At 49.0% G+C, this 15,652-nt stretch carries 14 protein-coding genes, 1 other RNA gene and 1 pseudogene; 13 read left to right on the top strand and 3 right to left on the bottom strand.

Features of this window, described 5'->3' with window-relative positions:
- Positions 1-88: 88 nt before the first annotated feature.
- Positions 89-1,369: pseudogene (purD, locus tag QUB64_RS06165) on the bottom strand (phosphoribosylamine--glycine ligase); the annotation flags it as partial.
- A gap of 338 nt (positions 1,370-1,707) precedes the next feature.
- On the opposite strand from purD, the gene QUB64_RS06160 reads away from it, so the two are divergent.
- The 11 genes from QUB64_RS06160 to QUB64_RS06110 all read left to right on the top strand — a co-directional run bounded on the left by QUB64_RS06160 (position 1,708) and on the right by QUB64_RS06110 (position 10,150).
- Positions 1,708-3,027 (top strand): 5-(carboxyamino)imidazole ribonucleotide synthase, encoded by a 1,320-nt coding sequence (locus tag QUB64_RS06160; RefSeq protein ID WP_333269364.1) that lies wholly within the window; start codon positions 1,708-1,710, stop codon positions 3,025-3,027.
- 51 nt (positions 3,028-3,078) lie between these two features.
- Positions 3,079-3,266, top strand: a non-coding RNA gene (gene ssrS, locus QUB64_RS06155) — 6S RNA.
- Positions 3,267-3,592: 326 nt separating this feature from the next.
- Positions 3,593-4,180 carry a TetR/AcrR family transcriptional regulator gene (locus tag QUB64_RS06150; RefSeq protein ID WP_333269365.1) on the top strand — a complete coding sequence of 196 codons (588 nt, stop codon included), beginning with the start codon at positions 3,593-3,595 and terminating at the stop codon, positions 4,178-4,180.
- A gap of 112 nt (positions 4,181-4,292) precedes the next feature.
- The gene (locus tag QUB64_RS06145; protein ID WP_333269366.1) at positions 4,293-4,424 is read left to right on the top strand and encodes a glutathione S-transferase N-terminal domain-containing protein; all 132 of its coding nucleotides are present in this window, start codon (positions 4,293-4,295) and stop codon (positions 4,422-4,424) included.
- A gap of 122 nt (positions 4,425-4,546) precedes the next feature.
- Entirely contained in the window at positions 4,547-5,212 is a 666-nt protein-coding gene (locus tag QUB64_RS06140; RefSeq protein ID WP_333265925.1) for a glutathione S-transferase family protein, read from the top strand.
- Between the two features lie 149 nt (positions 5,213-5,361).
- A complete protein-coding gene (rpmI, locus tag QUB64_RS06135; RefSeq protein WP_293126590.1) occupies positions 5,362-5,559 on the top strand; it encodes a 50S ribosomal protein L35 in 198 nt (65 codons plus the stop codon).
- Positions 5,560-5,578: 19 nt separating this feature from the next.
- Complete coding sequence (gene rplT / locus QUB64_RS06130) at positions 5,579-5,935, top strand: 50S ribosomal protein L20 (RefSeq protein WP_333265922.1); 357 nt, start codon at positions 5,579-5,581, stop codon at positions 5,933-5,935.
- A gap of 271 nt (positions 5,936-6,206) precedes the next feature.
- Positions 6,207-6,737, top strand: coding sequence for a tetratricopeptide repeat protein (locus QUB64_RS06125; RefSeq protein ID WP_333265919.1), 531 nt, complete (start codon positions 6,207-6,209; stop codon positions 6,735-6,737).
- Positions 6,738-6,975: 238 nt separating this feature from the next.
- Entirely contained in the window at positions 6,976-7,353 is a 378-nt protein-coding gene (locus QUB64_RS06120; protein ID WP_333265917.1) for a response regulator, read from the top strand.
- A complete protein-coding gene (locus QUB64_RS06115) occupies positions 7,350-7,958 on the top strand; it encodes a chemotaxis protein CheC (RefSeq protein WP_333265915.1) in 609 nt (202 codons plus the stop codon). Before QUB64_RS06120 ends, QUB64_RS06115 begins: the two co-directional genes overlap by 4 nt.
- Positions 7,955-10,150 carry a sensor domain-containing diguanylate cyclase gene (locus QUB64_RS06110; protein WP_333265914.1) on the top strand — a complete coding sequence of 732 codons (2,196 nt, stop codon included), beginning with the start codon at positions 7,955-7,957 and terminating at the stop codon, positions 10,148-10,150. Before QUB64_RS06115 ends, QUB64_RS06110 begins: the two co-directional genes overlap by 4 nt.
- Positions 10,151-10,638: 488 nt before the next feature.
- On the opposite strand, the gene QUB64_RS06105 is transcribed toward QUB64_RS06110, so the two are convergent.
- Positions 10,639-11,718: a hypothetical protein gene (locus QUB64_RS06105; protein WP_333265912.1), complete on the bottom strand. Its 1,080-nt coding sequence runs from the start codon at positions 11,716-11,718 to the stop codon at positions 10,639-10,641.
- Between the two features lie 458 nt (positions 11,719-12,176).
- Positions 12,177-13,157: a DNA polymerase III subunit delta gene (gene holA, locus QUB64_RS06100; protein WP_333265909.1), complete on the bottom strand. Its 981-nt coding sequence runs from the start codon at positions 13,155-13,157 to the stop codon at positions 12,177-12,179.
- Between the two features lie 177 nt (positions 13,158-13,334).
- On the opposite strand from holA, the gene QUB64_RS06095 reads away from it, so the two are divergent.
- Together QUB64_RS06095 and cbiE are read left to right on the top strand one after the other, a co-directional pair.
- Positions 13,335-14,075 (top strand): DUF1868 domain-containing protein, encoded by a 741-nt coding sequence (locus QUB64_RS06095; protein WP_333265961.1) that lies wholly within the window; start codon positions 13,335-13,337, stop codon positions 14,073-14,075.
- 223 nt (positions 14,076-14,298) lie between these two features.
- Positions 14,299-15,615 (top strand): precorrin-6y C5,15-methyltransferase (decarboxylating) subunit CbiE, encoded by a 1,317-nt coding sequence (cbiE, locus tag QUB64_RS06090; RefSeq protein WP_333265907.1) that lies wholly within the window; start codon positions 14,299-14,301, stop codon positions 15,613-15,615.
- Positions 15,616-15,652 lie beyond the last annotated feature (37 nt).

Below are 15,652 nucleotides of genomic sequence, written 5' to 3'. Positions count from 1 at the left end.
CGACACTTGGCTCGACACTTGGCTCGACACTTGGCTCGACACTTGGCTCGACACTTGGCTCGACACTTGGCTCGACACTTGGCTCGACATTTTGATGAGCCAGCGCCCGAAGGCCGATATCCCGGCGGCAGTAAACCCCTTCAAATTGGATGCAATCAACTGCTGCATAAGCTTTAGAGATAGCTTGTTCCAAAGTTTCTGCAACCGCCGTGACGCCCAAAACGCGGCCGCCGTCGCTCACCAACTGCTGCTGCTTCAACTGGGTGCCGGCGTGAAACACTTCTGCTCCTTTGGCTTCAGCTTCCTCAATACCTGTAATAACTTTGCCTTTTTGGTAATTTCCCGGATAGCCCCCAGAAGCCAAAACTACGCAAACAGAAGCCCCCGACTTCCAGCGAATGTTGGAATATTCACCGAGACGCTGCTGACAGCAAGCGAACAGCAAATCTTCCAGGGGAGTTTCCAAGAGGGACAAAACCGCTTGAGTTTCGGGATCTCCAAAACGACAGTTGAATTCTAAGACTTTAAGTTCTCTTTTCGGTGTAATCATTAAACCTGCGTAGAGGACGCCCCGGTAATCGATGTTGCGTTTTTGGAGTGCAGCGAGGGTAGGTTCAAGAATTTCTGCTTGAATCCTGTCCATGAGTTTGGGCGTGACAATTGGCGCTGGGGCGTAGGCTCCCATACCGCCAGTGTTGGCTCCCTTGTCGCCTTCGCCAATGGCTTTGTGGTCTTGAGCTGCCAGCAGCGGTTCTACTGTGATACCGTCTGTGAGGGCGAGAATCGAGACTTCTTGACCGGTTACATATTCTTCGACGACGACTCGGATGTTGTCTGTGCCAAATTCGCCTCTAAAAATGGTGTTGATGGCGCTGTTAGCCATTTTGACGGTGGTGGCAACGGTGACTCCTTTGCCTGATGCGAGTCCGTCTGCTTTGATGACTATGGGAATTCCTTGCTCGACAACGTAGGCTTTGGCTGCTTCTGCGTTTGTAAATACGGCAGCTTTGGGTGTTGGGATGCCTGAAGAGAGCATCAATTCTTTGGCCCAAGATTTGCTGGATTCTATTTGGGCGCCGGCTTTGTTGGGGCCGAAAATCATCAGTTTTCGCTGTTGGAAGTAGTCAACGATGCCTAGCGATAGGGGCAATTCGGGGCCGACAATCACTAATCCGATGTTGTTGACCATCACAAAGCGTTCGATGCCTTGGAAGTCGTCGATGTTGAGCGACAGATTTTGACAGCCTTTGGTGGTAGCTGTCCCGCCGTTGCCCGGTACGCAGAATACTTGTTTAATCCGCGTAGATTCTAGCAGTTTTTTTGCGATCGCGTGTTCGCGACCTCCGTTCCCCACAACCAAAACTTTCACAGCATCCTCACCTATAACTTTTGTTCTCTGAATATCTGATTTTCCGTGTTTCCACCTGTCTATCTGCTTTTTGCAGTGCTGTCAATTATGCCATGCTTGGCGCTAAGCAATTGCTAGATGTGGCACTTTTCTGGAGGGCGGCAGCTCGATCGCCGTTTCCCAACGGCTGGGTTCGTGCAATAATTAAATACTTTCGCTGCCGAATTTTTCTGGGTTCTGGCTCGATTTAATGATGCAATTAAAAGTATTTTCTAGCTGTCAACTGTCCAATTACTGTAATTCATCCGGGGACAAATAGCGATAAAATAGTCAGGTTGACTTTGCGGAATTTTACTCACATGAAATCAAATCAAACCGCTGCGAGTTCGCCTGCAAAATTTAAGCGGGTCGGCGTTGTCGGCGGCGGCCAGCTAGCTTGGATGATGGGGGATGCTGCTAGGGCGCTGGATCTCGAATTGGTAGTGCAAACTCCTCATGCTACTGACCCGGCAGTTTCGGTTGCTGCTGGTGCTATTTTGGCTGCTGTTGATGATGTTTTGGCTACGGCTCATTTGGCGGATGGCTGCGATGTTATTACTTTTGAAAATGAGTTTGTAGATTTGGATGGTTTGCGGGTATTAGAACAGCAAGGTGTGTTATTTCAGCCGAGTTTGTCATCCCTTTCTCCGTTGTTGGATAAGTACGTGCAGCGCTGTTATTTAAAAGGTTTGGGTTTGCCAACTCCGAGGTTTTGGGCGGTCAACGAGCTGGCTTCTTTGCACCTGAATTCGTCGCTGGAACCCCAGGGAAAGCAAATTGCAACGCGGGCTGTGGGGGATGGGCAGATCTGCGGGGAAGTTGCGATCGACAATTTGGCAATTTCTGTTTCCGACAGCGTGCAGATGGAAGGAGACTCTGATTTTGGGCCGAGAGATTTTCCCTTTGTCGTCAAAGTTCGCCGCCACGGTTACGACGGCCAAGGTACTTTTATTGTGAAGGATCGCGAGAGTTTTGAGTCAATTAGCGCTCAACTTAAAGGCCAGTCTTTGCTGGTGGAAGAGTTTGTACCGTTCGATCGCGAGTTGGCTGTGATTGCAGCTCGATCGCCAACTGGCTCCATGGCGATTTACCCGATCGTGGAAACCCAACAGCTTCATCAGGTTTGTCGTGTGGTGATTGCGCCCGCGGATATTAGTTTAGATGTGAAAGCCGAAGCTTGTGCGATCGCCCGCACTCTCCTCAATGACTTGGAAGCTGTCGGCGTATTCGGCATTGAATTATTTTTAACCGCCGACAATAAGCTGTTTGTCAATGAAATTGCCCCCCGCACCCACAACTCGGGACATTTTACAATCGATGCTTGCGAAACTTCACAATTTGAACAGCATTTGCGTGCCGTTTGTCAACTTCCTTTAGGCAATGTGGCTCTGAAAAGTCCAGGTGCTGTGATGGTAAATTTGCTCGGCTACGAGTCTGCTGAGTCAGATTATTTAGAGAAACGAAAACAACTGGCACAAATCAGTGGCGCTTTTGTACATTGGTATGGTAAGAAAGTATCGCGTCCGGGCCGCAAACTCGGTCACGTGACTATTGTACTCGACGAAGACTTGGGGGTTCAGGGGCGATCGTCCGCTAGTGCGATCGCTCAAACCGTAGAATCCATCTGGTATGCAACTTAAAATTGCTCGAAGCTTGCCAAAATCTAGTTAGTTGCTGTATATTAAATAAAGGTTCTACTGCGACGTTGGTGACTGCCAATAATGTTTTTTTGATCTATAACTCTTAACTCTCGGGAATCAAGATGTTTGGACAGCAGTAAACTGGGCTTGTACCCAGAAACTTTAAGTCCGAGCCAACGGTGCCCACCTGGTAAAATACCAGGTCAAAAGCTGAGGTAAGACGGCGTTGCGGGGAGCCATTAAAATATTGATAGAGATAGGCGCCGTGAAATATGGCTAGCCTATTTTTTTTACATTAAACCTAAAAATTTCCATTTTTGGTGTAAGATCATGGTCGCAGAAAACGATCGTACAGGTTGGTAGTGAGGACTTTAGTCCGCATCCATTAAAGGACTAAAGTCCTCACTACCAACTAATTTGCAGGTTGGTAGTGAGGACTTTAGTCCGCATCCATTAAAGGACTAAAGTCCTCACTACAAACCAATTTGCGATCGCCCCTTGCCATCCACAATTATCTCTGCTATTCTCTAAAAAAGACCTATCGGTCTGTAAACTCTAGCTCAAAATGTCAAAAGCCCAAGAAACCAGAGAAAAAATTCTCAGGGAAGCCGCAGCACTGTTCAATCAGTACGGCTACTCCGGTTCTTCTATGTCTGACATCATGCGCGTTACAGGCTTGCAAAAAGGAGGAATTTACAACCACTTCCAGAGCAAAGACGAACTAGCCTTGCAAGCTTTTGATTTTGCAGTTGAATGTATGCGCCAACAATATCTCGGGGCTTTAAAAGGTAACAAAAATGCGATCGCCCGCCTAAAAGCTATGGTATCAGTATTTAGCGATTTAGCCACAAATCCTCCTATTCCCGGCGGCTGTCCCCTGTTAAATACAGCAGTCGAAAGCGACGACGCTCATCCAGCTTTGCGCCAGCGCGCGCAAATAGCTATGGACGGTTGGCGCGCTTTGATTGGCAAAATTATTGACAAAGGAATTGCTAAAGGCGAGGTGCGAGCAAATGTCGAAGCTGATGCAGTTGCAACTATTGTGATTTCAACGCTGGAGGGAGCAATCATGATGAGCAAGCTTTACGGAGACACGATTCACATCAAAAGAGCAATTACCCACTTACACGCCTATCTCGACAATCAACTTTAGAATCCCACTTTTTTTTACTATCAAAGAGACCGTTCGGTCTTAATTTTTTGAGGCTCAATTTACTATCAGGAAAATTCAGGACAAATTAATGTCAAAATATGCAGATCACCCAATGAATCACCCAACAGTTGCCAGCTCTGCTATAGTTCGCCTGATTACTATTCCGATCGGCCACTACTGCGAAAAAGTTCGCTGGGCGCTAGACTTGCTAAAACTTCCCTACATTGAAGAAAAACACGTATAGCCTTTCTCAGAAAGATGAGGTACTTGACGGGCATAGGGCATAGGGCATAGGGCATAGGGCATAGGGCATAGGGCATAGGGCATAGGGCATAGGGCATAGGGCATAGGACATACCTCACTTTTTTGAGAACCGCTATACCAGCTTTTCACCGCTGGGCTACCCGCAAATACCGAGGTAGCAGCGTTCCAGTTTTAGCTATCAAATCTGGCAATCTTACCGATTCAACAGATATTTTGCATTATCTCGATACCATAAGTTCATCAGGTTTTCGCTTATATCCAACCGAGCCTGAATTGCGCCGAGAAGTCGAAGAAATGGAAGAGTTATTTGATACCAGATTGGGGGTAGATATTCGCAATTGGGGATATTATTATCGCTCGAATAACCGCGATACAATGCGAAAAGCTTGGTGCAAGGGGACGCCCCTGTTTGAGCGAGTTGGATTTGAAATAGCTTTTCCGTTTATTAGCGCCAAAGTGCGACAAACCTACAAGATTGCACCAGAGTCAGCCGCCCTTTCGCTGCAAGGGATTCGGCAAGTTTTCGAGATAGTGAATCAAAGATTAGCAGACGATCGCCCGTATTTAGCTGGCGATCGATTGTCGGCGGCTGACTTGACTTTTGCAGCACTAGCTGCTCCAGTTTTGCAGCCTCCGGAACACCCGGTTTTGGTGGCTAAAATTGAGGAATTGCCGATCGAGATGGCATCAGTAATTAGAGAATTGCAGGCTACTGCTGCGGGAGTTCACGCACTCCGGTTGTACCGAGAGCAGCGTCGCCTTAAGTAATCTCCAGCCCCGTTAAATCGAAAAAATCGTCAAATTTTCTCCCCAACAGGGCCCTCCCCAGGTCCCCAAATCCCAACCCGCAAATCTCCCTTGCCGAAAGTACCACAAACGTGATACCGTTGAAGCTTGTGTCCAAATAACACCAGTCCATGCCAAAACTCAAAACTCGCAAAGCAGCCGCAAAGCGCTTTAGAGCGACCGGCAGCGGTAAAATTGTGCGCCGCAAAGCTTACAAAAGCCACTTGCTTTCACACAAAAGTTCAGCTCGCAAAAGCCGTCTCTCTAAGCTGGTCGTCATCGATGAGACCAATGATGGTAACGTGCGGTTAATGCTTCCATACTTGTAAAGTTTAACGGAAATTAAAGATGACACGGGTAAAACGCGGTAATGTCGCCAGAGCGCGCCGCAAAAAAATTCTCAAGTTAGCCAAGGGTTTCCGAGGCGCACAGTCGAAACAGTTCCGCACAGCTAACCAGCGGGTGATGCAGGCCCTGCGTAACGGTTATCGCGATCGCAAAAAACGGAAACGCGATTTCCGCCGCCTGTGGATTGCTCGGATCAATGCTGCATCGCGCCAACACGGCACGAGCTACAGCAGACTGATCGGCAACATGAAGAAAGCCAATATCGAAATCAACCGCAAAATGCTGGCACAAATGGCAATCATTGACCCCGCAACATTCGGTAAAGTCGTGGAAATGGCCAATCGCTCCGGCTCGTGAAAGCTTGAATAGTTTTCCGAAGGAAGAAAGCAGAAGTAAGAAAGATTTAGCTATCTGCCAGAGAAGGAAAACTCCTGATAAATCTAGGAGATTGAGATTAATTTTCCTTCTTTGTTCTTACTTCTCAATGCTTGCTTTTTCAGAAATTGCGATCGTTCCGGTCGATCGCCATTTTCGTTTTTTTATACAGTTGCAGAGGCAAATCTCAGAGATTGCTAGCGGATTAAAATAATTAAAAGCTTCCACCGATCTACCTAATTTTAAGAAAAACATGGACAGTAATTTGCTAATTGTTTACGTGTCAGTCCTGCTCGCGATACTCGGCAGCACTTCCTGGTTTGTGGTGCGCCAGATTTTCAAAACTCGGAAGCTGGAAATGTCTCTCGAACGCTTAGAAAACAAGCTGACCCTAGAAAAAGGAACAGCACAGGAATACTACGAGTTAGGAAGTATCTATGTAGATAAGAAACTTTACTCCCAGGCGATCGTACTGTTTCAAAAAGCCCTGAAAACCAAAGACGTAGAAGGCGAAGAAGATCTGGCGTTTCTTTACAACGCTCTAGGTTTTGCGCACTTCGGCCAAGAACAGTATGACATCGCGATCCGCCAATACAAAGAAGCCCTGAAGTTGCAGCCCGAATACGTTACATCTCTCAACAATCTGGGTCACGCCTACGAGCGCAAGAAATTAACAGCTCAAGCCTTGGAAATGTACGAACAAGCTCTCGCCTGCGATCCTGACAATGCCACTGCTAAAGGACGAGTAGAGTCCCTCAGGAAGCGTTTGGTAATCTATAATTAAGCGCCGGTGTTACGAGCAATAGAGATCCCGCAAACCTGGTTTCATTCCGAAACCGGGTTTTTTCTTCCCATAATCAAAGAGACTCGACTATCGAACACCTTAATGCGTTAGTTTTTAAGAACAGGAATTCGGCTGCTGTGCTCGATCGCACACCGTCCCAACAGTTTAAACTACTGTCAAGATAAAAGCAGTACCTGCAACGCCGGTCAGTCCTAAACAATTGAAGGAGGAGAACGTAGTGACATCAATTCTCGTTGTCGAAGATTCGTGGTTGACTCGCAGGGTAATCTGCAAAATCCTGCGAGCAGAAGGATACGAGACTTGGGAAGCATCGAGCGGCCCGGAAGCTCTAGAACTGCTCGCGACTAAAACCCCAAACTGTATGCTCTTAGATCTCCTGATGCCGGAAATGGAAGGTCGGGAAGTCCTGCAAGCCATGCGCGATCGAGGATATCAAATTCCAGTCATCGTAATTACAGCAGACATTCAAGCCACAACCAAATCCGAGTGCATGGAACTCGGAGCCCTGGCAGTCATTCACAAAATGCCCAACTCAGACGAACTGATCGGGTGGATCAAAAAAGCTCTCAGTGCCAGCGAGGAGAGCACCCAATGAAATTAAGCGCTCGACAGCTCGATGCTTTGCAGGAACTCGTCAACATCGGGATCGGTCAAGCAGCAGGGATTTTGAACGACATGATCGAATCTCCCATTCGCTTGCAAATCCCCTACCTCCAAATCCTATCTCCCGCCGACGTGCAAGCACAATTAGAGCAGCACCTCAACGGCGAACAAATCGCCGCCGTCCAGCTCAAATTCACTGGTTCCTTTGGAGGTATTGCCCAGCTAGTTTTTCCTACCAACAGCGCGGCCACCCTCGTGACCATGCTGACAGGGGAAGAAGCCGGAACTCACGACCTGGATTCAGTCAAAATTGGTACGCTGAGTGAAGTGGGAAATATTGTAATCAATGGGGTCATGGGTGCAATCAGCAACATACTTCAGCAGCGCCTGAACTACTCAATTCCCAATTACACGGAAGGGACGATCGCTACTTTGCTGACATCTGGCGGTTTGACTGTTGATACAGTTGTTTTATTAGCCCAGACCCGTTTCATTATTGAAAGGCTTCACATTGAAGGAGATATCATCCTCATTTTCAATGTCAGTTCCTTTGACGCCTTGTTGGCTGCGATCAATCAACTTGCCGGGGGTCTATGATCGAGGAGAGCAAAACTATTGAGGAAAAGTTTGGAGTTCTCGACAGCGTACCAGTCGGCGCCTGCCTGTTGCGAGATGATTTTGTGGTGCTGTTTTGGAATGCCTGTCTCGAAGACTGGACGAAAATTCCCCGCGCTGAAATGTTGGGAACCAAGATCACAACTCATTTTCCTCACCTGAGCCAGCTCAAGTACGCAAATCGCTTCCAGCAAATCTTTGCAGGAGGCCCGCCCACAATTTTTTCTTCTCAAATTCACAAGCACCTGATTCCGGCAACTTGGCAAGACGGCCAGCAGCGCATCCAGCAAACTACGGTGACGGCTGTCCCTGCACTTTCACCGGGCGTTGCAGAACTGGATATTCCCGACTTGGTTCGATCGACTCTTGAGTTGGAACCAGAAGGTATGGTGCGACAAGGAGAAGCTGTTGGTGCTGCAAACCCCTCAAACTTTCGGACTTCAATTTCGCCTTACGGCTTTGTGCCATCAAACTGCCAATCGTTTTACGCTTTGTTGGTAATACAAGACGTAACCGACCTCACCCACCGCATCCAAGCTTACCGCACCATGCGGGATCAAGCTTTGGAAGAAGTGGAAGTGCGCCAGCGGGTGGAAGCAGAATTGCGCCAGAGCCAGCATTTCATCCAGCAGATTGCCGATGCGGCGCCTTATTTACTCTACATTTACGACTTGACTCAAAAGCGCAACGTCTATGTCAACGGTCAAGCTTCTAAGCTGCTAGGCTACACTCCCCAAGAAATTTTACAGATGCAAACAGCTTTGTACTCCAGTTTGGTGTACCCAGAAGATTTGCCGAGGCTCCGAGCCCACTTGCAAAAATTTCCCTCGGCCCTTGACGGGCATATTTTGGAGTTGGACTATCGGCTCCAACACCGATCGGGCTCCTGGCGCTGGTTCCGCTGCCGCGATCAAGTGTTCGCCCGCACAGCAGAGGGCGATCCCAAACAAATTTTCGGCACTGCTCAAGATATTACCGAGTACAAGCAGGCAGAAGAGGCGCTGCGACAGCAAAACGAACGGGAACTGCTGATGGCGACGATTACTCAGCACATCCGCCAGTCTCTGGATTTGGGCGAAGTGCTCAGCACGACAGTGACAGAAGTGCGCCAGTTCCTTCAAGCCGATCGAGTGATGATCGTCCGCTTTAACCCCTGTACGGGCAGTCTCTGCGCTGCACCCGCGACGGGGGCGGTGACTGTGGAATCTGTAGCACCCAACTGTCGGCCGATGCTGGGAGAAACCCTGGAAAATTTCTGTTTTGACGAGTTCTATCTCGAAGCGTACCAACACCGGACGATCAGGCCGATCGCCGATGTCTCGGCCGCCGATTTACCCCAAAACCAAATTGATTTGCTCGCACAATTTGAGGTGAAAGCTTATTTGGTAGTCCCTTTAGTGCAAGGGGACGACTTGTGGGGGCTGCTGATGGCCCACCAGTGTACTCCCCGCCAGTGGATGCAGTTGGAAGTAGAGTTGCTGTCGAATCTGGCCGCCCAGTTGGCGATCGCGATCAAGCAAGCAGAACTCTACCAGCAGTTGCAAGCAGCCAACCTCAAGTTAGAGCGGTTAGCAACTTTAGACGAACTGACGCAGCTAGCAAACCGCCGCCGGTTCGATCAGTATTTAGAAATGGAGTGGCGCAGACAAGCGCGGGAACAAACGCCTCTATCCCTAATTCTGTGCGATATTGATTCTTTTAAAAGTTATAACGATACCTACGGACATCCAGGGGGAGATGACTGTTTGCGGCAAGTCGCCCGGGCGATCGGCAATGCAGTCAATCGCCCCGCCGATTTAGTAGCTCGGTACGGAGGCGAAGAATTTGCCGTTATTTTGCCGAATACCGCGAGTCAAGGGGCTGAGCTGGTAGCCGAACACATACAGATCAAAATCGCAGCTTTGCAGCTTCCTCACGCTGGTTCTCAGGTGAGCCAGTACGTCACTGTCAGTCTGGGCGTAGCGAGTATGGTTCCTCCATCTGAATCCGGAGCCTCGATTTTGATTGACGCAGCCGATGCAGCGCTGTACCAAGCCAAAGACGCAGGGCGCGATCGCATCCAAGTTTACCAGGCAGACTCTGCCACAACCAAGACCAACGGCACAGCTCCTCCCGTGCGCCCGGTGGACTTTTCCCGACCCAATACTAATTTTCCCTCACCCACCAGCGCTTGACATACTGCAATATTTGTGAATTCGGAATAGACACTAACCAGAATCCGACAGTAATAGCATTAAAGATTGAATAATTGAATAATTGAATAATTGAATAATTGGGAAAGACTTATAGCCCTTCTCAAGAGCGGTGAGGTATGTCAGGTAATGGGTAATGGGTAATGGGCGATCGGGAAAAAGGTAATTGGGAAAAAGGCAAGAAAGCAATCGCTCGCGCTTGACAAAACTCACAACATAAGCCCTATATGACTATCAGGGTTTCGATCGCGAGTCTACAGTTGCATTCTTTTTTTTAAACTGCATCCCATCTTTTTGTATAACAACGAAGCTAGGGGACACCACCTAAATTCTTGGGATTTTTTAGTCAAATTCTAAAAAGTCAAAAGTAAGAAAGCTTTCAGTAAAAACAAGATTTTTTACTTTTGACTTTTGACTTTTGACTTTTTAGGACATCGAGTATTCAACTCAAAACTCAAAACTCAAAACTCTTAAGGCGCTGCTGCCGCCCTGCGGTTGGCAACAATCAGATTAGCCTGATACTCTGCCGCTTTTTGCTGAGCCTTTTGATAATTCGGGCTAGTTGACGGCACTGCTCTCATAAGCTGAACCGCTTTCTGCCACTCGCTTGCTACTGCAATCCACTCATTTTGAGATTGAGCTGTCTGGGCCAAAATTGCTGCCTTCTGAGCGTTGTTCACGCCTTCCCTCCAAGAGTCAGGCTTAGGCGCGGCGGCTTTTGGTGCAGGAGATGCTGCCTTGGGGGCCCCAGATGCTGCCTTGGGGGCCCCAGATGTCGGTGCTGCTGTGGGCGCTGGAGGTGTGGGAACTGGGCTGGCGGGCGCAGCAGCAGTAGTGGGAGCGGCTTTTGGTGCAGGAGAGGCTGCCTGGGGGGCGGCCCCAGATGCGGCTGGAGATGGAGATGTGGCTGGAGATGGAGATGTGGCTGGAGATGGAGATGTGGCTTTTTTGGGCGAGGGGGAAGCAGCTTGCGGGGCGCTCGGTTCTGGGTTCGAGCCGCCGCCCCCGGGGAAATTTCCAGTCAAGTAAAGCCCTGCGATCGCCCCGAGAGGCACTAAGATAGCCACAGGTATTACCCATTTGGGGAATTGTTTTTTCGGAGGCGGGGCTTGATCTTCGTCTTCGTCTTCGTCTTCGTCTTCGTCTTCTCGATCGAATTCTCCCTCTTGATAATAGTCTTCGCCTTCTGGCTCGTCATCATCTAAACCTACAGAGTCGTCAGGCATTCCACTCTCCGAGGCGTAAAGTGGCTCCGCAGGCATCAGATCTATTTCATCTTCCCACGCAGGCGAGCTGTCACCTGTTCGACGCCCGTAAACCTTGACAGTGTGAATTGATTCGACTCCCAAATTCGTCATCCCGCTGCGGATGAAATCTACCAATGCCATTTGACTCGGTACTTTGCCTGACTCCAGAGTTATGTGGAGGCAGCCATTGTCCCGCGTTACATCGGCGTTGATGCCTTTGGGTTTGAGTGTACGGTTGATGCTAGATGCGATCGCTTTTGGATCGCCCTGCTTCAGAAGTTCTCGCAGGTTCTGTTGTGTCATGGTAGCGCTCTTTTTTTTTGGGGGGGGTGGAGAGCCGACAAATAATATTAATCGATCGGCGTTCGGCGGCGGACAATATTTATTTACCGAAAATTTGGGGTAGGAACCCCGTCCTGATAAGACGGCTTTCATGATAGAATCATATATTGTTGATTCGCCAGATGTAAAAATCCGGTCTCAACTCTATAGTCCAAAAAAATATTATAGGTTGGGGCATCAACCGACGATGCTCGGCAATATCAGACAAGCTGTGCTTGAAGAAAGCTGTTTGAATCCAGAATCCCATGCCTTTAGGGTGGGGAGTATGTCAACACATTAACTTCTACTGTGGCATTCTGAGATTATTTCTCGTAGCTATTGAGCTTTTTGCGCGCGATCGGACATCAAGGATATATCCGATCGCGCAATTTGTTGTAAAAATTTACAGTCACGCCCCGCTCCTGCTGGGCCCTCTCTCATCAGCGAAACAAGCTAGAAAGTTCTATAACTTTGGTTTGTAGGGTTGAGACTTCTTCCCTGCCCCGTTTTAAAGAAGCTTCCAAGTCTAGCAGCAAAGGCAAACTTTTTTGCAGTTTTTCTAAGCTGGCATTCTTGACTTCTTGGCGAAAATAGTATACTCGCTTCGGATTGCCCAGGTCTAGAGCTTGGGCAATTTTATCATCGCGATCGCCCGCTTGGATCATCGCCTTCACCCACAGCCAAATCCGAAACTTACCAGTCAAACCCGCCACAATCCTCAAACCAGGCTCGCTCCGGGCCGTTAAGCCCGCCAATAACTCTAAAGCACCGGAGGTATTGCCCTCGCGAATCGCATCGGCTAGCTGGAAGGTATTCTGGGCGTGACAGTGCACCAGTGCGGCGACTTCCTCGGGGTTCAGAGGTTGACTGCGATTGCCGGCAAACAGCAGCAATTTTTCCAGTTCGCTGTATAGCTGGCGCGTATCGCTACCGATGGATTCGGCCAAAAGTTCGATCGCCGTAGCGGTCAATTTGACATTCATTTCGGCGGCGACTTGGCGCACTCGCTGGGCTAATTCTTTGTCATTCCAAGGTGGAATCGGTGAAAATTCTCGAAATTCAGCAGCGGACTTATTGAGTAACTTGGTAGATTTGAGCCGACTGTCGGGTTTTTTGACGGATGTCAGCAGCAAAACTGTGGTAGGGGGAATCACCGGCAGCGTCCGTTCCAATTCGGCTAAAAGTTCCGCAGAGCACTGCTGCGTTACAGTCGTATTTGCCAGCCAGACAAAACGGCTGCCGGTGCCGAAGGGTGGAGTTAAAGCTCGATCGAGTCCTTCGACCACAGCGTCAGGTCGATCGGCAATAATCTTGTCATAGTTAAAACTAGCCCAATTGGGGTCGAGGACTGTTTGGCGCAAACTTGTGACTGCTTGCGCGATCGCAAAGTCGTCTTCTCCCCAAAACAGGTAAATTGGCATATTTCAAGCCCAGGAGCCAAAAAAAATTAGATTTGCACGATCTTCAAGTCCAACATATCCTGAATCAGACTGTTGGAAGCCCGCACCATAATATAAAATTTGGTGTGGGAGTATTTCACCGCGAGGAAATCAAGATTGGATGACACTTATCAAGCTTACGTAAATCGGGTGGCGCGAATGACGCTGCTGGACTCCTATAAGTCCCAGGTGGAACACATTCAGGAATCTCCAAAATTTAAGCCTGATGAAGCCGGTCACAGAAATCCTGTACCTTTTCCGGGTTATTCGGTGATTACGCCACCTGCGGGGGAAGATGCAGAAAATACTGCACTTTATAGTAATTTAAACTCAGTCCAACAAAGGCTATTGCAGGAAATCGCGGACGGTGCGCTAGTAGCACTGCCTCCTGATAGCTTCCATGTCACCGTGGCCGATCTGATTTGGAGCAGCGCTTTTCGAGATGCCTCTGAGAAAAATCCAGAATTTGAGGGACAACTGCGCGATCGCATGAAAGATGGTTTTGCGGCCTGCAAACCCTTGGCGGGCGGCCCTCCCATTCGCTGGACAGTGCTGGGGTTGATGGTGATGACTAGAGCTGTAGGTGTGTGTTTGGCACCGACGGACGAAAACTCTTACAAGCAAATTCTGGAGTTTCGTCGATCGATCTATCAAAATCCCGATCTAATGGCTTTGGGAATTGAACAGCAATATCATTTTACGGCACACATTACTCTGGCTTATTTTGGGGACACCGGGCCGAACCTAGACCGCGGTCATTTTTGTGCCGTGATGTCGGAGTTAAACGATCAATGGCTCGACACACCGCAGGATCTGTGCGTGCACCGAGCCGAACTGCGGAAGTTTGACGACATGACTAGCTACGTGCGGCAACCGGATTGGCCTGTTTTTGAGTTTTGACAACGAAGGAAGAGGGAAGAAGGCGGATTTTCCCACTCCTCCTATCTTCCTCTCCTCTCCAAGTCTCTCCCTCTCCCGCTCTCCCCATCTCATCTGTGCCAACCGTCAAGATACTGCCTGTAAAATGCTTTAATTATTCTGACTTGATAACAAAATCAAGTAAAAAATTTATGAGAAACCAGGAAAAATCAGTAATTCTGGTTTTTAAATTTTTGATTAAAAAGTGACTGTACACGTTGTTGGTATTGGTTTAGATGGAGCTGCTGGGCTGAGCTCAAAGGCGCGGCAGGTTGTAGAAATGGCCGCTCTGCTCGTCGGGAGCGATCGCCATTTGAGTTATTTTCCCCAGCAATCTTGCGAACGCTGGGTCTTGGAAGATTTAACCGAAGCAATTCTGGAAATTAGGCGTTGGTTGGCCGCAGATGCGAATTTAGAGCCAGATGCAGGGACTTTTTCGCCCCCCTCCACCCCCTCGCATCAACTGATTGTAATTTTAGTAGCCGGAGACCCGCTGTTCCACGGCTGGGGAAAGTTGCTAATTTCTCAACTGCCGCCGGATAAATTGACATTTCACCCCCATGTGAGCTCCGTGCAATTGGCGTTTAACCGCTTGCACATCCCTTGGCAAGATGCTCATTTTGTAGGCTCTCAGGGACGTTTTTTTGAGGAACTGACGGCTAAACTCAAGCTCGGTGTTGAGAAAATTGCCGTGCTCGCGGACGAAACTCGCACTCCGGCGGCGATCGCAAGTTTGGTACAAGCTCTAGATTTGCCCGCACGCTACCAATTCTGGGTTTGCGAAAATTTGGGATCCGCCGAAGAGCGCGTGGGTCTCCGTTCTCTGGAAGCTTTGCTGGGACAGTCTTTTGCACCGCTGAGCGTGGTGGTGATGCTGCGGCAGTTTCCGCCGGCGACAGAAGCTTTGGATTTGGGAAAGTTGCCTTTGTTGGGCATTCCTGATGCAGCTTTTGTCGGTTGCGGCGACAGGCCTGGTTTGACGGTGGAACGGGAGGTGCGGGTGTTGGTACTGGCACAATTGGCTTTGCAACCGGAACAAGTTGTCTGGGATGTGGGTGCTGGTAATGGTTCTGTGTCGATCGAGATTGCTCGTTTATTCCCGCAGTCTGAAGTATATGCGATCGAACAAACGGTTTCTGGTACGAATGCGATCGAACTTAATTGTCGCCGTTTTGAGTTGCAAAATGTGTTCTCAATTCACGGAACCGCCCCGGAAATCTTGCACCGCTTGCGTCCGCCACACCGGATTTTTATCGGCGGTAGCGGTGGAGGGTTGACTAAAATTTTGGGCGTTTGCGCGCTGCGGCTGGTCGCTGGAGGCTCGATCGTGCTGGCTTTGGATGCTTTTGAGGATATTGCTACTGTTTTGAGCTGGATTGGCGATCGGGTGCGCCGGGAACCGCACTGGAGTTACCGAATTGTACAGGTGCAGTTATCGCGCTCTGTGTCTGCGGGCAGTTTGACTCGTTTTGATGCGTTGAATCCAATTTCGATTGTGACGATCGATCGACATTTGAATTAATTCTCTAATTTTAACCGGAGAGGAATCGCTGTATTAT

This window comes from Microcoleus sp. Aus8_D2, from assembly GCF_036702665.1.
Lineage (GTDB): Bacteria > Cyanobacteriota > Cyanobacteriia > Cyanobacteriales > Microcoleaceae > Microcoleus.
This window is presented reverse-complemented; position numbering and strand designations above follow the sequence as displayed.